General features: G+C 44.5%; 21 protein-coding genes. 11 read left to right on the forward strand and 10 right to left on the reverse strand.

The window, feature by feature from the left end; translation table 11 throughout:
- Positions 1-28: 28 nt before the first annotated feature.
- The 4 genes from Q0N89_RS00130 to cas6f are packed head-to-tail and all read left to right on the forward strand — an operon-like array spanning position 29 to position 4,332.
- Entirely contained in the window at positions 29-1,516 is a 1,488-nt protein-coding gene (locus tag Q0N89_RS00130; protein WP_294032798.1) for a type I-F CRISPR-associated protein Csy1, read from the forward strand.
- A gap of 12 nt (positions 1,517-1,528) precedes the next feature.
- On the forward strand, positions 1,529-2,725 hold the full coding sequence (locus Q0N89_RS00135) for a type I-F CRISPR-associated protein Csy2 (protein WP_294032799.1): 1,197 nt from the start codon (positions 1,529-1,531) through the stop codon (positions 2,723-2,725).
- A gap of 30 nt (positions 2,726-2,755) precedes the next feature.
- The gene (gene csy3 / locus Q0N89_RS00140) at positions 2,756-3,736 is read left to right on the forward strand and encodes a type I-F CRISPR-associated protein Csy3 (protein WP_294032800.1); all 981 of its coding nucleotides are present in this window, start codon (positions 2,756-2,758) and stop codon (positions 3,734-3,736) included.
- Positions 3,736-4,332, forward strand: a complete 597-nt coding sequence (cas6f, locus tag Q0N89_RS00145) for a type I-F CRISPR-associated endoribonuclease Cas6/Csy4 (RefSeq protein WP_294032801.1) — start codon at positions 3,736-3,738, stop codon at positions 4,330-4,332. The genes csy3 and cas6f overlap by 1 nt, the downstream gene beginning before the upstream one ends.
- A 31-nt stretch (positions 4,333-4,363) precedes the next feature.
- On the opposite strand, the gene Q0N89_RS00150 is transcribed toward cas6f, so the two are convergent.
- Complete coding sequence (locus tag Q0N89_RS00150) at positions 4,364-4,927, reverse strand: cob(I)yrinic acid a,c-diamide adenosyltransferase (protein WP_294032802.1); 564 nt, start codon at positions 4,925-4,927, stop codon at positions 4,364-4,366.
- Between the two features lie 122 nt (positions 4,928-5,049).
- Between Q0N89_RS00150 and Q0N89_RS00155 the strand changes: the two genes are divergently transcribed.
- Both Q0N89_RS00155 and Q0N89_RS00160 read left to right on the forward strand, forming a co-directional pair.
- A complete protein-coding gene (locus tag Q0N89_RS00155) occupies positions 5,050-5,340 on the forward strand; it encodes an oxidative damage protection protein (protein ID WP_294032803.1) in 291 nt (96 codons plus the stop codon).
- A gap of 33 nt (positions 5,341-5,373) precedes the next feature.
- The gene (locus tag Q0N89_RS00160; RefSeq protein WP_294032804.1) at positions 5,374-5,856 is read left to right on the forward strand and encodes a thioesterase family protein; all 483 of its coding nucleotides are present in this window, start codon (positions 5,374-5,376) and stop codon (positions 5,854-5,856) included.
- Between the two features lie 131 nt (positions 5,857-5,987).
- On the opposite strand, the gene mpl is transcribed toward Q0N89_RS00160, so the two are convergent.
- From mpl to Q0N89_RS00185, 5 genes are all read right to left on the reverse strand, one after another.
- Positions 5,988-7,364, reverse strand: a complete 1,377-nt coding sequence (mpl, locus tag Q0N89_RS00165) for a UDP-N-acetylmuramate:L-alanyl-gamma-D-glutamyl-meso-diaminopimelate ligase (protein ID WP_294032805.1) — start codon at positions 7,362-7,364, stop codon at positions 5,988-5,990.
- 47 nt (positions 7,365-7,411) lie between these two features.
- Entirely contained in the window at positions 7,412-7,918 is a 507-nt protein-coding gene (locus Q0N89_RS00170) for a disulfide bond formation protein B (RefSeq protein ID WP_294032806.1), read from the reverse strand.
- Between the two features lie 12 nt (positions 7,919-7,930).
- Positions 7,931-9,487 (reverse strand): glutamate--cysteine ligase, encoded by a 1,557-nt coding sequence (gene gshA / locus Q0N89_RS00175; RefSeq protein ID WP_294032807.1) that lies wholly within the window; start codon positions 9,485-9,487, stop codon positions 7,931-7,933.
- A 140-nt stretch (positions 9,488-9,627) separates the two neighbouring features.
- Positions 9,628-9,969, reverse strand: coding sequence for an iron-sulfur cluster insertion protein ErpA (gene erpA, locus Q0N89_RS00180; protein ID WP_294032808.1), 342 nt, complete (start codon positions 9,967-9,969; stop codon positions 9,628-9,630).
- A 216-nt stretch (positions 9,970-10,185) separates the two neighbouring features.
- A complete protein-coding gene (locus tag Q0N89_RS00185; protein WP_294032809.1) occupies positions 10,186-10,998 on the reverse strand; it encodes an MBL fold metallo-hydrolase in 813 nt (270 codons plus the stop codon).
- A 206-nt stretch (positions 10,999-11,204) separates the two neighbouring features.
- On the opposite strand from Q0N89_RS00185, the gene Q0N89_RS00190 reads away from it, so the two are divergent.
- The 3 genes from Q0N89_RS00190 to Q0N89_RS00200 all read left to right on the forward strand — a co-directional run bounded on the left by Q0N89_RS00190 (position 11,205) and on the right by Q0N89_RS00200 (position 14,322).
- Positions 11,205-12,152, forward strand: a complete 948-nt coding sequence (locus tag Q0N89_RS00190; protein ID WP_294032810.1) for a GlxA family transcriptional regulator — start codon at positions 11,205-11,207, stop codon at positions 12,150-12,152.
- Positions 12,153-12,417: 265 nt separating this feature from the next.
- A complete protein-coding gene (gene sstT / locus Q0N89_RS00195; RefSeq protein WP_294032811.1) occupies positions 12,418-13,629 on the forward strand; it encodes a serine/threonine transporter SstT in 1,212 nt (403 codons plus the stop codon).
- Between the two features lie 336 nt (positions 13,630-13,965).
- Positions 13,966-14,322, forward strand: coding sequence for a NirD/YgiW/YdeI family stress tolerance protein (locus Q0N89_RS00200; RefSeq protein WP_294032812.1), 357 nt, complete (start codon positions 13,966-13,968; stop codon positions 14,320-14,322).
- Between the two features lie 63 nt (positions 14,323-14,385).
- On the opposite strand, the gene def is transcribed toward Q0N89_RS00200, so the two are convergent.
- Positions 14,386-14,904, reverse strand: coding sequence for a peptide deformylase (gene def, locus Q0N89_RS00205; protein WP_078254587.1), 519 nt, complete (start codon positions 14,902-14,904; stop codon positions 14,386-14,388).
- 220 nt (positions 14,905-15,124) lie between these two features.
- On the opposite strand from def, the gene hisB reads away from it, so the two are divergent.
- Together hisB and hisH are read left to right on the forward strand one after the other, a co-directional pair.
- Positions 15,125-15,718: an imidazoleglycerol-phosphate dehydratase HisB gene (gene hisB, locus Q0N89_RS00210; RefSeq protein ID WP_294032813.1), complete on the forward strand. Its 594-nt coding sequence runs from the start codon at positions 15,125-15,127 to the stop codon at positions 15,716-15,718.
- 10 nt (positions 15,719-15,728) lie between these two features.
- Positions 15,729-16,361: an imidazole glycerol phosphate synthase subunit HisH gene (hisH, locus tag Q0N89_RS00215; protein ID WP_294032814.1), complete on the forward strand. Its 633-nt coding sequence runs from the start codon at positions 15,729-15,731 to the stop codon at positions 16,359-16,361.
- An 81-nt stretch (positions 16,362-16,442) separates the two neighbouring features.
- Here the strand turns inward: hisH and glmS are convergent, their stop codons facing one another.
- From glmS to Q0N89_RS00230, 3 genes are all read right to left on the reverse strand, one after another.
- Positions 16,443-18,281 carry a glutamine--fructose-6-phosphate transaminase (isomerizing) gene (gene glmS / locus Q0N89_RS00220; RefSeq protein WP_294032815.1) on the reverse strand — a complete coding sequence of 613 codons (1,839 nt, stop codon included), beginning with the start codon at positions 18,279-18,281 and terminating at the stop codon, positions 16,443-16,445.
- Positions 18,282-18,490: 209 nt separating this feature from the next.
- Entirely contained in the window at positions 18,491-19,234 is a 744-nt protein-coding gene (locus Q0N89_RS00225; RefSeq protein WP_078253684.1) for an amino acid ABC transporter ATP-binding protein, read from the reverse strand.
- A gap of 20 nt (positions 19,235-19,254) precedes the next feature.
- Positions 19,255-19,938 carry an amino acid ABC transporter permease gene (locus Q0N89_RS00230; RefSeq protein WP_294032893.1) on the reverse strand — a complete coding sequence of 228 codons (684 nt, stop codon included), beginning with the start codon at positions 19,936-19,938 and terminating at the stop codon, positions 19,255-19,257.
- Between the last annotated feature and the right edge of the window lie 96 nt (positions 19,939-20,034).

Genomic DNA, 20,034 nt, shown 5'->3' on the forward strand with positions numbered 1-20,034 from the left:
GAAAAAAATGCTCAAAAAGAGGTGGTCAATGTACAACAATCAGATAACTCAATGGTATGAACAAATAAAAGCATATATAGATGGTTTGAATGAGCAGAACAAGCAGACAAGTATTCAAGCTGTTCTGCAAGTAGAGATATATAAAAATAGCCTTGCAAAGGCAAGGTTGCCGATATCAATTTCTTTAAATGATGAACAATTTACCAAACAACAAAAAGAATTAAACAAAATTCTAAAACAAGCAGAAAAGCTTAAATTGACTGAAAACTCATTATCATCAGCCCAGTCGCTATACCAACAGTGTATACACAAGGAGTGGCTAGATGGTAGTGACGATACTTTATCTACTATTGAGCTGATTCAACAACAAGATTTGTATCAGTTATGGATTCGTTATGCTTTATTGTTTGCTGATGGTGTCACACCCGCCACACATATTGCCAAACTCACCCATTCAAGCAGTTGTGGTTCAGCAATTATTGATGCGATTTCTGATACTAAAATAGGTTTTTTGACGACTAGTCAAGTTGATAAGCCTATTTATGATGGTGCTTATCCTAATGCCAGTTTATCTAAAATTGCTAAATTTTTATTATTATCAATAGATGATGTACCACTTGGTGTACTATTAAAACAAGGAAATTACACACCATTGACAAAATTTTTTGATGCAGTGCAATTAAAACAAGTTGGTGATGGTTTTTATCACAAACTAAATCCCTCTTTGATGGCAGATGCATTGATTAAACAAGTTTATTTTCCTGTTGATGATAGTTATCATCAATTGGTAATTTTACATTCATCTAGTTTAATTCAGGAAATTTATCAGCGTTATTTTCAAAAACAGGTGCGTGATGCTCGTATAAAAATAGAAAAACAGCAACAGGAAAATAAATATCATCAAGATATTCTAGAACAAATCCCGAATACATTAACCTTTTCAACGGTGGCTAGCCAGCCACAAAATGTATCTGTTAATCATGGAAGTCGTGGAGGAAATATTCGTCTGTTTCGTGCTAGCCCACCAATATGGCAGAGTCAGCCTAAAGCACCAATATACTATCAATCATTATTTTTTGACCGCACACTCAATCGGATGTGTAAGGAAAATATTATTGGCTTACAGCAGATGCTGATTACTTTTGATAAAGCTAATATTAGTTTTAAAGAGCCACATCGCTTACAAGGAATAATCAATTGGTTAAATGCAATTATTGATGATGTATTTGATTATGCTCAAAGCTTATGGAACTTACCTAGTGGTTGGAGTAATCATACTGAAAATAGGTTACCTATAGCACACCAACTATTTTTGGATAGTCAAAGAAATGATGAATTATTTTTGGCATTTAAACAAAGTGAGTGGCAAAAGGATTTGGTACAAGATTTTGTATTTTGGCTCAATAATAAATTGCGTGATGCTGATAAACACTTTAGTGTAAGTGAAGATCATAGTCGGATATGGCGAAAAATATTTGCTGACAGATTACGAGAATATGTTGAGCAATGGATTTAATTGGAGATTATGATGAAATTAATCAGTATTCAGCATATTTTTGTACAAGATATGAATGCCGTAGCAGGACAGGTCTATGGTAGTGTTAGTATTGTTTCGGCGATGGGGTATGTACATGCACTAGAGCGTTCATTAAAAAATATTGAGCAATTTAGCCATATTAAATTAAATGCCTGTGCTGTATTAGTACATGATTATCAATTACGCACCTTTTATAATGAGCATTATGCACTTAAATTTTTACAATCACGAAATCCCCCTGCTTTATATGGATTGAGTAATGGTGACAAATCCAAAACGGTACCAGTGATTGAAGAAGGAAAAATGAATGTAGAATTATCTTTATTGATTCGTTATGAAGGCGATATTTATCCTACGATAGAGCAAGAATTTATTAAGCATATTATGCAAACAGCTTATCGTCAGCGTTTTGCTGGTGGTAGTGTTTTCAAGATTGATTCAGTAAATTTATGGCAATTACATCATAATGATAGTGATAAAAAAATCATTAGGCAATTATTGCGTCCTTTATTACCAAGTTTTGTTTTGTATCAACGTAGTGATGTATTGGCAGAATATATCAAAGATAATCCAAATAAAGATACGCTTGATGCTTTAATGGATTTTATAAGTATTAAAAGTTGTGCACGTCCAAATCATGTATTGATTGATAAACATCTTGAAAAAGTGATAACAGATTATCCCGATGTCTATCAAGCATGGCAAGAACACTTACAAGAACATGATTATCATCAATCTATGCCACCACAAATAGTCATTGATTATTTTGAGAATTTGCAACACAACAGTAATAAAAAAATATTAAAAGCTAATAAAGCTTTATTTGATGAATGGCAAAATTATCTTAATCCAATCAATAAAACATCAGCTACTTGGTCATATTTACCCAAGCCTAAAAAAGGATACTTTGTACCGATGATGTGTGGCTATAAAGCAATTAGCCCTGTCTTTTATGCCAAAGAGATTGCTAATTGCCGAAGTAAAAATCTTGAAGATCAAGTATGTTTTGTAGAAGCCGTGCATACTTTGGCTGAATACAAAAGCACTCATCGCATCAAAGATTATGCAGGATTGGCAGGGGCTTTATGGTACTATCACCATGAAGAACATTGGTATTTGTGTGAGCAACGTCAAATTGATAGCATAAATGCTGAGCCAAATTTAGTATTTGATGATTATGATTTTTAATTAATTTTAATAAGCGACAAGGAGCTTAATATGAGTAGTACTATTGAATTACCAAGCCTATTATCATTTGAACGTAAATTAGAAAATTCAGATGGTTTAATGTTTTCTGGTAATTGGGATAATATCAAACAAGATGTATCATGGGAGCCGATTTCTATTATTCCACGTTTTAATCGTTCTACCCAAAGTGCTCATGGTATTTCTGATGAAAATAAAATTAAACCCAACCCCGTATCTGCCAGTAATGATGATGCAAATCTACCCTTGGAGCATGATACACTAAAACTTAGCTTTTCATTACGTGTGATTGGTAATTTGGGTGTGCCGTTTGCATGCAATGTGCCAGATTTTGAACAAGCGATTGTTGAAAAAGTGAATGAATTTAAGCAAACTGACATGTTGGATGAATTGGCAAAACGTTATGCGACCAATATTGCTAATGGACGCTTTTTGTGGCGTAACCGAGTAGGTGCAGAACAAGTTCGTATCATTGTCAATGTTGATGGACAAGATAGTGTATTGGAGTTTAATGCTTATGATTATGGATTAAATGATTTTAATGATAGTGATGAGCAATTAACCATTTTGACAAATATCATCAAGCAAGGTTTGGCTGATGAGCAAGGTTTTTGCTTTATGCACATTGATGCTTATGTAAAATTGGGTGCAGGTCAGCATGTATTCCCATCACAAGAAATGAATATGGGTGAAAAACGCAAATCCTTATTTAAGATTAAAGACCAAGCTGCGATGCACAATGTCAAAATTGGTAATGCCTTGCGTACTGTGGATACATGGTATGAACAAGATGCTAAATTCCCAATTGCTGCTGAACCTTATGGTGCAGTTACTCAGCGTGGACAGGCATATCGCCCTAGTGGTAATGATTTATATACTTTGATGATAAATTGGGTAAATGACGAAATTTCTCCAGAAGAGCAAGCTTATGTAGTGAGTAACCTAATTCGTGGTGGCGTGTTTAGTAAGGTTAGCAAGGACAGTAAAGAATAATGCAATTTTATCAAGAATTAACCATTATTCCCTGCGAAGAGATACCTACTTATGTGGTGTGGAGTAAACTCTACACCCAACTCCATCTTGCCTTTGTTGAACAGCAAGATGATGATGGCAAAATCGCCTACGGTGTTGCATTTCCGCAGTACCGATTAAAACCAGAAAAACAAATTGGTTTTTTAGGGTTTAAAGTGCGTATTTTTGCACAAACGGAACAGGCATTGCAGGTATTAAATCTTGCAAAATGGTTGGAACGGCTTACTGATTATGTGCATATCACCAGTATTCGCCCTGTACCTGTGGATAAAGTGACGGGTTTCTCACAATATTACCGAGTCATTCCAAAAATGTCTTTAGATGAGCGTATTGTACATCAAGCGGCTCGCCACGATGTATCAGTAGATACTGCACGAGAGCATTTAAAGGGCTATCAGACCCAAGCGACCATTGAGCCATATATTCAGCTCAAGAGCCAAAGCACAGGGCATAATTTTGCTTTACACATCGGCAAGCAGTCTGCCGATGGCTTGGGCGATGGCAAATTTGGCACTTATGGACTTAGTCGCAGTGCAGGTGTGCCAGAGTTTGGGTGATGGATAATCTTAGCGGAGATATTTTTGCCAATCATTTGTGCCACAACACTTCCGCCCCACCATCTAGCCGTGCCACCACGCGCGCTAGGATAAACAGATAATCTGATAGGCGGTTTAGATACTGCAAAGTCGTCACGCTGATATTGCCATCACGCTCATGCAAGCGGATAACAAGCCGTTCGGCATCACGGCAGACACTGCGTGCGATGTGCGTTTGGGCGGTTGCCACCGAGCCTGCCGGCAGGATAAATTCCTTGAGATAGGGTAAATCATCATTGTGCGTCGATGCCCAGTTTTCAAGTTGTGTCACATCGCTTGCTGTGATGGCGATATAGCCGATGTCTTGGTGGTTTGGTAGGGCGATTTCGCCGCCGATATTGAATAATTTATGCTGAATGGTGCCGATTTCATCGCAGACGGCAGGTAGTTTGTCCGCCAAATAGGCTTGCAGTAGCCCCATTTGAGCATTTAGCCCATCTATGATGCCCATCGCATCAAAACGCAAATCCGCCTTGGATAGACGGCTGCCATCGCCAAGCCCTGTTGTACCATCATCGCCTGTGCGTGTGGTGATTTTAGATAATCGGTTGCCCATAAGATACTCGCTGTCATCAAAAGGGCTATCATAGCATTTTTTGTACGCACAAGGCGACAGATGAATGGACACAAAGGCACAAAATTTTGTTATAATCAGTGAAATTTTAACGAGTACTGATTATGCAAACCTTTAACCCAGCTGACCACATGGTGTTTTGCCGTAAATATAAAGAAAATTTGCCAAAACTGCCAAATCCGCCATTTCCCAATGCCAAAGGTCAAGAAATCCAAAACACCGTGTCTGCCAAGGCATGGAATGAGTGGATTGAGCTACAAACCATGCTGATTAACGAAAATCATCTCAGCATGATTGACCCAAACGCCAAAGCATTTATCAACGAACAGCGTGAAAAATTTCTTGATAATGCTGATTATCAAAAGCCACAAGGCTACACACCGCCAAAGGCATAATCAAATTGTATGAATTGATGGTAAGGATACGCTATGCTTAAGATTGATAATATTATTGAGCCGATTTTGGTGGGCGATGCTCGCCCAAGCAGCTTGGCAGAATTTCCCGTTGTCCATGTCCAACCCGTCCAATGGGGCGATATGGATAGTTTTAAACATCTAAACAATGTCGCCTATTATCGTTATGCGGAGTCGGCGCGTATCAGCTATATGCGTGCGCTTGGGCTCATGCATGAGCGTGAGGATTTGCTGACGATTTTGGCCGGCTCAAGTATGCAGTATCGCCGTCCGGTCAATTATCCAGATACTTTGCTGATTGGCGTGCGTATCAAGCATCTTGGCAATACGAGCCTTGTGCAAGAATACACGGTGTTCAGTCATGACCAACAGGCGGTCGTGGCGATGGGCGAGGCGGTGATTGTTCGCACTGACAGCACCATGTCAAAGACGCCGTGGACGGATGCTGAGCGAGCATTGATTGAGGCTTTTGAAGGTCACAAGTTTGAAAAAGCCTGACTAAGCAAGTCTTGATTTGGTTCTGACCTAATTTTTTGATTTGCCAAACCAAATCATTGCAAAAAAACAAACCCTGCCGATGAAAGTTGGCGGGGTTTGTTTGTCGATGCGCCTAAATAAGACGGATAAAATTAAGCGAGTGCCGCCACAATCTTACCATGAATGCCTTCAAAACCCCCATTTGACATGATGATGATGGCATCACCTGCGGTGGCATTTGCCTTGATATGGTCGATGATGGCATCGATACTATCTAGCACGAGCTGATTTGGTGCATCGCCGATGGCATCGATAAGCCCCCAAGTCAAGCCCTTTGGTTCATACCAAATCACCTGATCAGCGAGCGATGCCGATGGCGCTAGGCTGTCACGATGGCTGCCAAGCTTCATGGTGTTTGAGCGTGGTTCGATAATCGCCCAAATGCGGCGGTCGGCTAGGCGTTTTTTAGCGCCATCAAGTGTCGTGGTGATGGCGGTCGGGTGGTGGGCAAAGTCATCAAAGACCAAGATATCATTGACATCACCGATCAGCTCCATACGGCGCTTGATGCCGCCGAAGCTTGATAGTGCAGCACAAGCTGTCTCGACGCTGACGCCGATATGGTGTGCAGCGGCGATGGCGACTAGGCCATTATTGACATTGTGCAGACCACTCATGCTCCAGTGTACTTCACCCATCTCATCGCCAAAGCGTACGCCAAATGCTGAGCCGTCAGCTGACTGTAGTGTCGCCTGCCAATCACCATCACCGTCGATGGCGGTGCGTAGAACTGGTGTCCATACGCCTTTGGCCAGGGTCTCTTCTAGACTGTCGGTATTTGATGGCATGATGATTTGCCCTGAGCTTGGAATCATGCGAATCATATGGTGAAACTGCGTCTGAATGGCGTCCAGATTGGCAAAAATATCCGCGTGATCGTATTCTAAGTTGTTCAAAATCGCAGTCGTCGGGCGATAATGCACGAACTTAGAACGCTTATCAAAAAACGCCGAATCATACTCATCCGCTTCGATGACAAAATACTGCTCACCCAAGTGACTAGAATGAGCAAAAGCACGCTGTAAGCGTTCATCTTCGGTGGCAACGAGTGGTACGCCACCAATCAAAAAGCCCGTATCAATCCCTGCATACTGCAAAATCCATGACAGCATGGTCGTGGTCGTGGTCTTGCCATGCGTACCTGCGACAGCAAGCACATGGCGATTTTTTAGCACTTGTTCATAAAGAAACTGTGGGCCTGAGGTATAAGGCAGGTGCTGATCGAGCATATACTCCACCGCTTCCATGCCACGCTTACAGGCGTTGCCCACCACCACCAAATCCGGTGCAGGGTCTAGATGTTCGGCTTTGTATCCTTCCCAAATCTCCACACCAGCGTCTTGTAGCTGTGTGCTCATCGGTGGGTAGATGTTGGTATCTGAGCCTGTGACAGTATGACCCAGATCACGAGCCAGTAGTGCAAGCGACCCCATAAATGTGCCACAGATACCAAGGATATGAATGTGCATAATTGACCTTTAAAACTGTAAAACTTGAAAATAATAAATGGATAAAATTACGGTTGATTTTTTAAGATTTTTTTCAAAATCACACCTTGCACGACCAAGGCAAAGATAAACATAATCAGTGCCTGTGCAGGGATGGATAGCCCAAGCACCGTCCAGTCGATGATGGTGCAGTCACCTTTGGCAAATAAGACTTTTGAAAAGACATCGCTCATTGGCATGGTATCAATCATATAGTTGAGCCCTGCGCCACATTCGACCATCTCCATCGATGGGAAATAATGAATCCAAGTATGACGAGCAGCAACGCCAAGCCCCCACAGCGTGCCTGCCATGCCGCCTAGCCAAAATAGCAGGCGGACGGTTTTGCCTTTTGGATTAAATATGGCTGCCAAAAACGCAAACACGCCCAAAATCCACAGACCAATCCGTTGAAAGATGCACAGTGGACACGGGTCAAGGAATAAATAATTTTGTAGATAAGCGATGACAAAGACGCTGACCACGACCGCCATGACGACAAGCAGGGCATTTAGGGTGCGATAACTTAGGTTCATTGGGTGCTCCAGTTAGCGGTAGGCTTGCACATAGTCATAAAAATCGATGGTATCCGACGCTTCTAGGCGTGCTTGCTCGGCGATGGATTCGGCAGCGATGGCGTCAAATTTGGCTTCGTCGGCGGCACTTAGTGCATGACGCAGTAGTTCGCCTTGATGTTTTTGGGCAAGCAGTTTACCCAATGCCCATGTGCCACCGGCTCGGCGTGAGTCAGCTTCGATTTGTGCGGAGAGCGTAAAATCAGGATTGGTGGCTTTGCCTTGCATCATCGCCAGTGCACTGCGGTAGTCATTGCCCCCATGATGCGCATCAAAGGCATCAGCGATACGCTGCATCTGCGATAGATGATGGACAATCCAATCATGCAGGCAAATCTCGCCAGTCTCGGTGCTGATGGTGATACCGCTTTGGCGACCGTGATTGACGACGGTTTCGATGTTTTTGTTCAGGCGTTTTTCTTCATCAGGCAGTAGCGCAGGCGATTCATTGAGCAGGCAGTACAGTGCCAAGACTTCCAAGAAACACGCCGTCGGCACGCTGATGCCGATATCGACATACGGGTCTAGGTCAATGGCTCGAAATTCCACATAAGCAATGCCCCGTGCTGCCAGTGCTGCCGTTGGTGTCTCGCCAGATTTGGTGGCTTGTTTTGGGCGAATTGGGCTGTAGTATTCGTTTTCGATTTGTAGAATATGGCTATTAATCTGAATCGGATTGCCCTGCGCATCATCGACGCCGATGGCTTCAAAGTCGGCATACGGCGTGCCGATGGCTTTTCGCAGACCTTGAATATATTCATCTAGGTCATTATAGCGAATGTCCAAATCTTCTTGGACGCTGTTGGTGTAGCCAAGCTTGCCCATGCGTAGGCTCGTACCGTCAGGCTGATAATAGCTGCAAGTCTCGCCAAGTCTGACAAGGCTATGCGTACGCCCACTCAAAAATGTCCCACACACCGCAGGGCTAGCACCAAGTAGGTATAGCACCAGTGGCGTTAGGCGTTTAAAATTGCGAATCAGTGCCAGATATTTGGCATTTTTAAAGCTTGCCAAATCCTTGCCATCATTATCGGCGGCGTGCCATGCGCTAAACAAATCATCGCCCACAGACAGATTATAATGCAGTCCTGCAATCGTCTGCATCTTGCGACCATAACGCACGCCAAGCCCCGAGCGGTATAGAGTCTTAAGCTTACCGATATTGGATGTGCCATAGTCCGCCAGTGGAATATCACTGTCGGTATCCGATGACATACACGGCATCGACATTGGCCACATCAGCTCATCATTCTCAAGCGAGCGATGCACGAGTACATGCAAATCTCTGAGCATATCCAAAGCTTGTTTGATAGTTGGCTTGGGGTCGGTGATGAGCTCAAGCAGATTTTCAGAATAATCGGTGGTGATATAAGGGTGGGTCAGCTTTGAGCCGAGTTTGGCTGGGTGAAAAGTCTTGGCAGAATAGCCATCAGGCTGCATCCGCAAACCTTCTTTTTCGATACCACGCTGCATCCCTGCAACCAAATGCGGTGCAAACCAAGTCGGTAGAGTAAAGGTTGATTGAGTCATGGTGCAATTCTTATGTTATGGTGTTTGCTTGTTGGATTGTCTTGTTATTATAAAGAGAAGCAAACCGCTTGGCAAAATAATTTGGGGTGTAGCTGTGTGCTGCTTTTGCATATCAATAGGCAAAAACGGCACACAAGCCCTTAGATAGAGAACGATGAGCCACAGCCACAGGTGGTGGTGGCATTTGGATTATTGACAATAAAGCGAGAGCCTTCGAGCCCTTCGGTGTAGTCGATAATCGAGCCTACCAAGTATTGATAGCTCAATGAATCCACCACCAAAACTTCAGTACCATTATCAAAGGTGGCGTCATCATCGCCCAATTCTTCAGCAAAATCAAAGCCATAGCTAAAGCCAGAACAGCCACCGCCTGTCACATAGACACGAAGCATCAAGGCGTCATTGCCTTCGGCGGCTTTGAGCTTGGCAAGCTTGGCAGCGGCATTGTCAGTTAGGGTCAGACCAGTATTCCCAGTATTCATAGCGACTTTGTCCAAATAGTGTCCAAAATTAATTCTTGACTTAAATAAGACCGATTGTCAATTATACAAGGTTTTGCTGTGGAAAATAAGTGATTTTTGGTAAATTTCACCGTGCCATACCACCGCCAAAATCAGCACAGTGGTAGATGAGCGATGCTCGCCAATAACAATGCCGCCGATTGTGGCGACAGTGTGTGATGTGGTTAAGCCATAGTTTTAAAACTTAATCACCTCATTTTCTGCAGGGACAAATACTCTATCGCTAAATTTATGCGTTTTGATAAACTCACGCATTTGTTCACGACTGACCGTTGCGTGGTTCACAGCGTCCATATGTACCGTGATGATTTTGGCATGGGGGACAGCTTGATAAGCATGAGCCACATCGTCCACTCCCATAATCAAACTACCATCAAACCCTTGCAGCTGGGCATAGCCTGTATTTAACACCAGCACATCAGGACGATAGTATTTTAAGGCACTATTGACCTCATCATTCCAAATGGTATCACCTACCACATACAGCGTTTTTTCGCCACGAGATTGAAAAACAACGCCCATCGCATCACCTACAATTTCTGCAACTTGTGGAATGGCATACATGGCATCTGTACCATGCTGTCCGCCAGTTTTGGACAATAAGACATCGCCAAATTGCGTATTTTTGCCCAAAACTCTGACATCTTTAAAGCCTTGTTCACGAATAATGCGAGCATCACCTGCATTTTGGACAAAAATCGGCAACTCTTTTGGTAAGCGGGCTTGGGCGACTTCGTCCCAATGGTCGGCGTGAGTATGGGTAACAATAATTGCATCGACACCTTTAATCACTTCATCAATGCTTTGTTTCATATCAATCAAAGGATTGCGTTTTTCGCTATTGACCGTGCCTTCAAATCCTGCATAACACCCTTTTTCTGCCAAATATGGGTCAATCAAAAAGGTTTTGCCTGCATATTCAATTTTAGCAGTTGCATTACGAATATGTTGATATTCACTACTGGTTTGAGTGCTTACTGTTTTGGTCATAACCTGATGTGATGTCGCTTGACAAGCAGTTAAGCCAACAAGGCTTGCTAACATAAGACCTAAAGTGAATTTTTTAAACTTAACATTTTTGATAAACATAGCTTTCTCCAAAATTATTCAATGGTGTTGATGATGTCTATTTTATCAGCCTAAAATTTGTGCTACCATTGACCTATTTATCAAATAACGAAAGTTTTGGGTCAATTATGCAAAAACCTTATCGTATTGGTTTGATTCTGTATCCAGAGATTAGCCCTTTTCATTTTTCAGCACCATTTATGGTGTTTAGCCATTGTCAAGAAAATAATCAAGCTTTGTGTCAAATTCATATCATTGCCACGCCCAGTAGTTTAGCGAATCAAAATAAATTTTTGATACAAGCCGATGGTGATTTGGCATTGCTTGATGATTGTGATATGGTAATTATGTGCGGTTGGCATGATATTCACACACCGCCTGATGATGAATTGGTACAAGCCTTACAGCGGTTTTATGCCAAAGGCAAGAAAATTGTTGGGCTGTGTTATGGTACTTATGTGCTCGCTTATGCAGGATTGCTAGATGGTAAAAAAGCAACAACGCATTGGTATCAAAATGATGTATTTAAAACCTTATTTCCCAACGTGCATTTAGATGAAAATGCCTTATATGCTGAAGATGGGCAAATCACAACATCGGCAGGTACAGTTGCTGGGCTGGATTGTTCGCTTGCGATTGTGCGGTCATTGTTTGGGCGTAAAGTTGCCAATCATGTGGCTAGGCTTTTGGTCGTATCACCACACCGATTGGGCGGACAGGCTCAATATATTGAAGAGCCTGTTTACGAGCATCATCAAGCAATGGGTGAATTATTGACACATATCCGCCAAAATCTCATGCATTCCTACCCGATTGATGAGCTGGCAAAACGCCTAAATATGAGCCGTAGTTCCTTTACTCGGCATTTTCGCCGTGCGACGGGACAGTCGTTTCATGATTGGCTGATTCATGCACGGGTGCAACAAGGGCGAGATTTGTTAGAAAGTCATACGCTATCTGTTGAGCAAATCGCTGAACATGTCGGATTTGGCACGGCGACGGCTTTTCGTGAACAATTTAAAAAGATTTATCAAGTATCGCCACAAGCCTATAGACGGCAGTTTTTGGGGGGATAGGCACTAATTGGCATCACTTCTCGGACACACCCCAAAATACCGCTTATATTCACGGCGTTAGATCTGCTTGGTGTGCCGATTGAACCGTGTACTACTTGATCATAAAAGTCTTTATAAATTTGCAAAACCACCTAAAAATTCGCATAATCAGCATCGTTTTGTCATAATTGTGCAACAAATCCTGTTTTTATTGCCAAAAAATGGTATAGTACACTTATTTATTTTCTGGGTGGATGCCCAACAAATGATTGTTTAGGAGTTTGGTATGCGTTCGATTGTGGATGCTTATTTGCGCATGGGCTTGGTGCCGATGATTGTCGTGGCGCTGGTGATTGGCACGCTGATTGGCGTCTTTGCGCCGAGTGTGGGTCTAAGCTTTGGGATTTTGGGCTCAATTTTTGTGGGTGCGCTAAAAGCGGTTGCCCCTGTGCTGGTGTTTGTACTGGTGTTGGCGGCGGTATCTGGTCATAAGGTTGGTAGTGATGTGCGCATCAAGCCGATTTTGATGCTGTATCTGATTGGTACATTTTCGGCGGCATTGGTGGCAGTGGGCGCAAGCTTCTTGTTCCCAACCGAGCTTGTACTTGCCAATATGCAAGCAGCTGAGCAAGCAGCGCCACAAAGCCTGCGTGAAGTTTTGACTAATCTTTTGATGAACCTTGTGGCAAACCCTGTCAAATCTTTGGCAGAAGCCAACTATATGGGTATCTTGACTTGGGCGGTGCTGATTGGCTTGGCACTGCGTCATGTGGCAGAGACGACCCGCCAAGTGGTTGCTGATCTTGGCACGGCAGTGACGAGCGTGGTTAAGTGGATTATTGCGCTAGCGCCATTTGGTATTCTAGGCTTGGTGGCAAGCACGGTTGCCGAAACTGGTGTGGATGCACTGATTGGCTACGCCCGCCTATTGTTGGTGTTGGTCGGTGCGATGCTGTTCATTGCCCTAGTGGTTAACCCAATCATTGTCTTTGCAGTCACTCGCAAAAACCCATATCCGCTTGTGTTCACTTGCCTGCGTGAATCTGGCGTGACAGCATTCTTTACCCGTTCATCAGCGGCGAATATTCCTGTGAATATGAACCTGGCTCGTAAGCTTGGCTTGAGCGAAGATACTTACTCAATGTCGATTCCGCTGGGTGCGACCATCAATATGGCAGGTGCTGCCATCACCATCAATGTCCTGACTTTGGCTGCGGCGCATACGCTTGGTATCGAAGTCAGCTTTGGTTCGGCGCTACTACTTGCGGTGCTTGGCTCATTGGCGGCGTGTGGCGCATCAGGCGTGGCAGGTGGCTCATTGCTATTGATTCCATTGGCGTGTAGCCTATTTAACATCCCAAATGACATCGCCATGCAAGTCGTTGCCATCGGCTTTATCATCGGTGTGGTGCAAGACTCTGCCGAAACAGCACTGAACTCATCAACTGATGTGCTATTTACCGCAGCTGCCGATCCAAAATTCGCCCACAAAGGCTAATTCATTCGGCATCACAAGACCTGCTCAGCGTGGCAGGTCTTTTTTTGTGGGTGTGTTTGAAAAAAAGATAAATCATTTGGGCAAAAAATAGGTGATTTTCTTAAGCTTTTGCCAAGATTTATTCAGCTTGGATAAGCTATTTGGCAAAATTGCTTTGGCTTGTGAGCGATCATCAAGTGTATTTAATAAAAAAATAATTGATAAATCAACTGCTTAGCAATTATTTTAAAAATTTAACATCCAAATTGCCCGCCTTAAGCTTAGTTTAAGCTTACTATGGTTTAATACACACATCGAAAGATACACAATCATTCATTAAACTTTAGGAGCTTATCCATGAAACTATTTGCAAAACTATCAACTGCGCTACTAGCAACCACCGTATTGGCATCGGGCGCCGCCCAAGCTGGCGATGACTACAACCGCAACTATCAGCCACAAGTGACCACCGCAGCCACCGCCAAAAACCTATATGATGACACCAAAGTCAGCATCAAAGGTCAAATCACCCGCAAGCTTAGCCGTGAAAAGTACGAGCTACAAGACGCCACTGGCAAAATCCAAGTAGAGATTGACGATGAAGATCTGCGTGGCGCAAGCATCGTCGGTAAAAACATCACCATCACCGGCGAGCTGGATAAAAAGAAAAACGGCACGGTAAAAATTGATTCAGACTATGTACAAATCCACTGATTCATCAGCCTAAGCAAAAACCCATCAAGCGATGGGTTTTTGTGTATTACAAGACTAGAAAAATTAGCGTTTTTCTCGGGCTTTGAGCACTTTTTTGACCTTATCACGGGCACGAGATTGCTTGAGTGTCGATAGATAATCAACAAACAGCTTACCATTTAAATGATCCATCTCATGCTGAATGCACACCGCCAATAGCTCATCAGCATCAATGCTAAATGGCTTGCCATCACGGTCAAGCGCATCGATCTTGACACGGGCAGGACGCTCAACTTCGTCATAGACTTCAGGCACCGACAGACAGCCTTCTTGATAGGGCTTGGTCTCATCGGTCAGTGGGGTGATGGTAGGATTGATAAAGACCTGTGGCTGTGGCTCTTCGCCATCTCTTGCCAGATCCATCACAATCACCTGCACATGGCGATCCACCTGTGTCGCCGCAAGACCAATACCACGAGCATCGTACATGGTCTCAAACATATCATCAATCAAGGTTTTGATGGTCTCATCCACGACCGCCACAGGCTGTGCGATGGTACGCAGGCGTGGGTCAGGATAAGCCAAAATCGGTAATAGTGCCATAATCTTCTCGTTGTATTTCTTAAAATGTCTCAAAAATGAATCGTCTATTATAACGAAAATGGGGGCAAAATGACAAATTACCAACCGATTTATCCAAAGTTTTTCTCAATTTTCATCATTGATTTTATAAAATCATCAATTCATCAAGATAGCAGTTGGCAAGGTGGGTAATTTATGCCAAAATATTGGCTTATTTAAAAAAGTCAGCAAAGGGTAACTTATGAGTGCTCGCACCGCCACCATCACACGCAACACCGCCGAAACTCAAATCAGCGTCAGCATCAATCTAGATGGCACAGGTCAAGGCGTGCTCGATACGGGCGTGCCGTTTTTGGATCATATGCTTGATCAGATCAAACGCCACGGCTTGATTGACCTAGATGTCAAATGCGTGGGTGATACGCACATCGATGACCATCACAGCGTCGAAGATGTCGGCATCGCCATCGGTCAGGCGCTCAAAGCGGCACTGGGCGACAAAAAAGGCATTCGCCGTTATGGGCATTTTTATGCACCACTTGATGAGAGCCTAAGCCGTGTCGTGGTGGATATTTCAGGTCGCCCGGGGCTACATATGGATGTGCCATTTACCCGCTCGCACATCGGCACGATGGATGTGGACTTGTTCTCAGAGTTCTTTTATGGGCTGGTCAATCACGCCTTTATCACGCTACACATTGATAATCTAAAAGGCAAAAACAGCCATCACCAAATTGAGAGTGTCTTTAAGGCGCTCGCTCGTGCGCTACGCATGGCGGTCGAGTACGATGAGCGTGCCTTGAACCAATTACCATCAACCAAAGAGATGCTATAAGGGAGCGATGATGACTACTCCAACGATTGCGCTACTCGACTATGGCGTGGGCAACCTATATTCTGTGGCAAACGCCCTAAGTGTCGCTGGTGGCGATGTCGTCATCACAAGCGACCCAAAAGTCATCAAATCAGCGGACAAAATCCTATTGCCCGGTGTCGGTGCGATGCGTGATGCGATGGCAAATATGGTGGCGCATGGCATTGATGTGGCGGTCAAAGATGCGCTAGCAACCAAGCCTGTGATGGCGATTTGTGTCGGTATGCAGGCGATGTTTGATTATTCTGAAGAAGGCGACGTGCCATGTCTTGGCATCATCAAAGGGGCGGTGCGCTTGTTTGATGAGACTTGGGTCGAAAATGGTCATGCAATTAAAATCCCCCATGTCGGCTGGAATCGTGTCGATGCTGATACCGATCATGTGCTGTGGGATGGCTGTAATCATGAGCATTTTTATTTTACCCACAGCTACTACTGCGATCCTGCACCTAATGATGATTTGATCATCGCCACCACCGAGTACGGCGAGAAATTTTGCTCAAGCATCATTCGGGACAATCTGTTCATCACCCAGTTCCACCCCGAAAAAAGCCACAATGCAGGGCTCAAACTGTTATCCAATTTTATCAAGTGGCAGCCTTAGATGCTGATAACCCTATGTAGCGATTATGAAAACAAAAAAATCCAGTGAATCATCCTTCACTGGATTTTATTAATCAGCTGACTATTCCACCGTCACCGATTTGGCAAGGTTACGTGGTTTATCGACATCTGTGCCACGCACTAGGGCGACATGATAAGACAGTAGCTGTACGCCGATGGTATGAACGATTGGCGAGAGCACACCGACATGGCGTGGAGTGCGGATGACATGGATGCCATCACCAGCGGTGAAATCACTGTCTAGGTCGGATAGAACAAATAGCTCACCACCACGGGCGCTGACTTCTTGCATATTGGCTTTGACTTTATCAAGCAATCCATCGTTTGGCGAGATGACCACGACGGGCATATTCTCATCCACGAGTGCCAACGGGCCATGCTTGAGCTCACCGGCTGGATAAGCTTCGGCATGGATATAGGTCAGCTCTTTTAATTTCAATGCGCCTTCTAGGGCGATTGGATAATGAATGCCACGACCTAAGAATAGTGCCGATGGTTTGGCGGAGAATTTTTGTGCCCATGCACCAAGCTGTGGCTCTAGGTTCAAGGCGTGCTGAATGCTACCCGGTAGCAGGCGCAGCTCTTCGGCATATTGCTCAGCAGTCTCATCGCTGACATGGCCACGGATTTTGCCCAATGTCACTGCCAAGCCAAATAGCACTACAAGCTGTGTGGTAAAGGCTTTGGTACTTGCCACACCAATCTCAGCACCAGCACGGGTATAGATAGCCAGCGTTGAGCTGCGTGGTAGTGCCGATTCCATGACATTACAAATCGATAGGCTGTATTTATGCCCTTGGGTCATGGCGTATTTGAGCGCTTCCATCGTGTCGAGCGTCTCGCCTGATTGGCTGATGGTGACGATGAGTTCGTTTTCATCACCGATGACATCACGATAGCGGTATTCGCTGGCAATCTCAACATCACAGCGGATTTTGGCGATGCTCTCAAGCCAGTATTTGCCGGTCAAAGCGGCATAATACGAAGTACCGCAGGCAAGGATTTTGATGCTGTTGATTTTGCCAAAGATGTCTGGGGCGTCTTCGCCAAAGTTCTCAGCAATAAAGCCGCCTTCCAAGAAAATCTCAGCCGTATCGGACACCGCACGAGGCTGTTCATAAATCTCTTTTTGCATAAAGTGGCTGTATGGGCCAAGCTCAAGCGAGGCAAGTGATAGCTCAGACATTTTGATGATGCGTTCAGACTCGTTGCCGTCTTTATCGAGTAGTTTGGTGATACCATCAGCGTGAAGTAGGGCAATGTCGCCATCTTCTAAATAAGTCACTCGGCGAGTAAAGGCAATCACCGCCGACACATCAGAAGCGATAAAGATTTCATCATCACCGAACGCCACCAGTAGCGGGCAGCCCATACGAGCGACGACCATTTGATTTGGCTTGTCATTGGCGATGACGGCGATGGCATAAGCACCATGAAAGCGAGCAGTGGCTGACTGTACTGCTTGGTATAGGTCATGACCATTATTGATGTATTCGTGGTGCACGCTGTGGGCGATGACTTCGGTGTCAGTTTGTGATTCAAACACATAGCCCAGTGCTTCTAGGCGACTGCGTTCGGCTTCAAAATTCTCAATGATACCATTATGCACCACCGAGATTAGCCCTGCTGAAATGTGTGGGTGTGCATTTGGCTCGGTGACACCACCATGTGTCGCCCAGCGCGTATGACCGATGCCGGTATGTCCATAGATTTCTTTGTTTTTGGCGGCTTCTTCCATCAAAGCCACACGACCAACACGACGCACACGGCGAATCCCTGTCTCGGTCTGCACGGCAATGCCTGATGAGTCATAGCCGCGATATTCTAGGCGTTTTAGCCCGTCTGTCAAAAAATCAACCACATTATGATGGGTGCGAATAGCACCAACGATACCGCACATAAGCTGTTCCTTAGTATCAAAAATGTCAAATCAAAAAAGATTAATCATAAACATCCCACCCCAAATCGTTAAGCGGTCTGCTAATATCAATCCGATTAATTATATCATGTCATATTAAGGGCGCATTGTAATTTTTTCATCATTTGGGTAAATTTTGCCAAATAAAAAGCACACTGCTGTCAGTGTGCTTATAAATGCAGATAGGCTGATTAACGCCGAATTTGTTGTAAAAAGCTTTGGGTGCGGGGATGGGTTGAATCTTCGAATAATTGCTTGGGGCTACCTGCTTCGATGATGTGTCCGCCTTCCATCAGTACCACGACATCCGCCACTTCACGGGCAAAATTAATCTCATGCGTCACCACAACCATCGTCCAGCCATCATGGGCAAGCTGTTTCATTGTGGCAAGCACATCTTGCACCAGTTCAGGGTCGAGCGCTGATGTTGGCTCATCGAACAATAGCAGTTCAGGCTTGATGGCAAGTGCCCTTGCGATACCGACACGCTGCTGCTGACCGCCTGAGAGCTGATAAGGGTATAGATTGGCTTTGTCCGCCAGTCCCACTTTGGCAAGTAGCGCCAAGGCTTCTTGCTCAACTTCGCTTTTTGGGCGGTTTTGGGCGACGATAGGCCCAAGCATCAGATTTTGTAGGGCGGTTTTATGGGGGAATAGATTATAAGACTGAAACACCATACCGGATTTTTTGTGCAAGGCTTGCAGGTCGGCTTTGGGTAATTTTTTGCCAAAATCGACGGTCAATGAGCCATCATCAAAGCGGATTTGCCCCGCGTCAGGCAACTCTAGCCCATTCAGACAGCGCAAAAAAGTCGTCTTGCCTGAGCCTGACGGCCCAAGGATAACCACCACTTGACCTTTTTTGATGGTTAAATCAATCCCTTTTAGCACGGCATTGTCGCCAAATGTCTTATGAATATTGGTTACTTGTATCATATCAATCCTAAATCCCGTGGCTATTTGGCAATATGGCGGTCAAAGCGATGCTCAAGGCGTGTCTGTGCAAAGCTGAGCACAAGACAAATCACCCAATAAATGAGCGCAGCTTCGATATACACGAGCATAAATTCATAATTGCGCGCGGTGATGATTTGCGCTTGTTTAAATAGCTCGGTCACAAGCACCAATGATGCTAGCGATGTGTCCTTGACAAGGCTAATAAAGGTGTTGGATAAGGGCGGAATGGAGACACGAAACGCCTGCGGCAAGATGACATGGCGAAAGGTCTGCATATAGCCAAGACCGACGCTTGTACCTGCTTCCCATTGACCTTTTGGAATGGACAAAATCGCCGCTCGCACAGTTTCGGCGGCATAAGCACCGACATTGAGCGAAAATGCAATGATGGCAGACGGCACAGGGTCAAGCTTGAGTCCAAGACTTGGCAGTCCATAAAAAATGATGAACAACTGCACCAATAAGGGCGTGCCACGAATGGCAGAAATATAGACGCCAGCCATGCCATACAGTAGCTGATGCACAGGTGTGGTGCGTGGCACAATGCGAATGAGCGCCACAACTAAAGCAATCACAAGCCCCAGAAAAAACGACACAATCGCCAAAGGGATTGAGTAATAAATCGCACCCTTTACCATCGGCAAAAATGAGCTGATGACAATCTGAGCTCGATCGGGTGTCATGAACGGCAACGAAGACAGTAAAGTGGTGAGCATAGAAAAACTCCACCCAAGACTACAACTAGCCTTGGGTTTGTCGAATAAAAACAGTATCGTGGC

The organism is uncultured Moraxella sp. (assembly GCF_945873075.1).
GTDB lineage: Bacteria > Pseudomonadota > Gammaproteobacteria > Pseudomonadales > Moraxellaceae > Moraxella.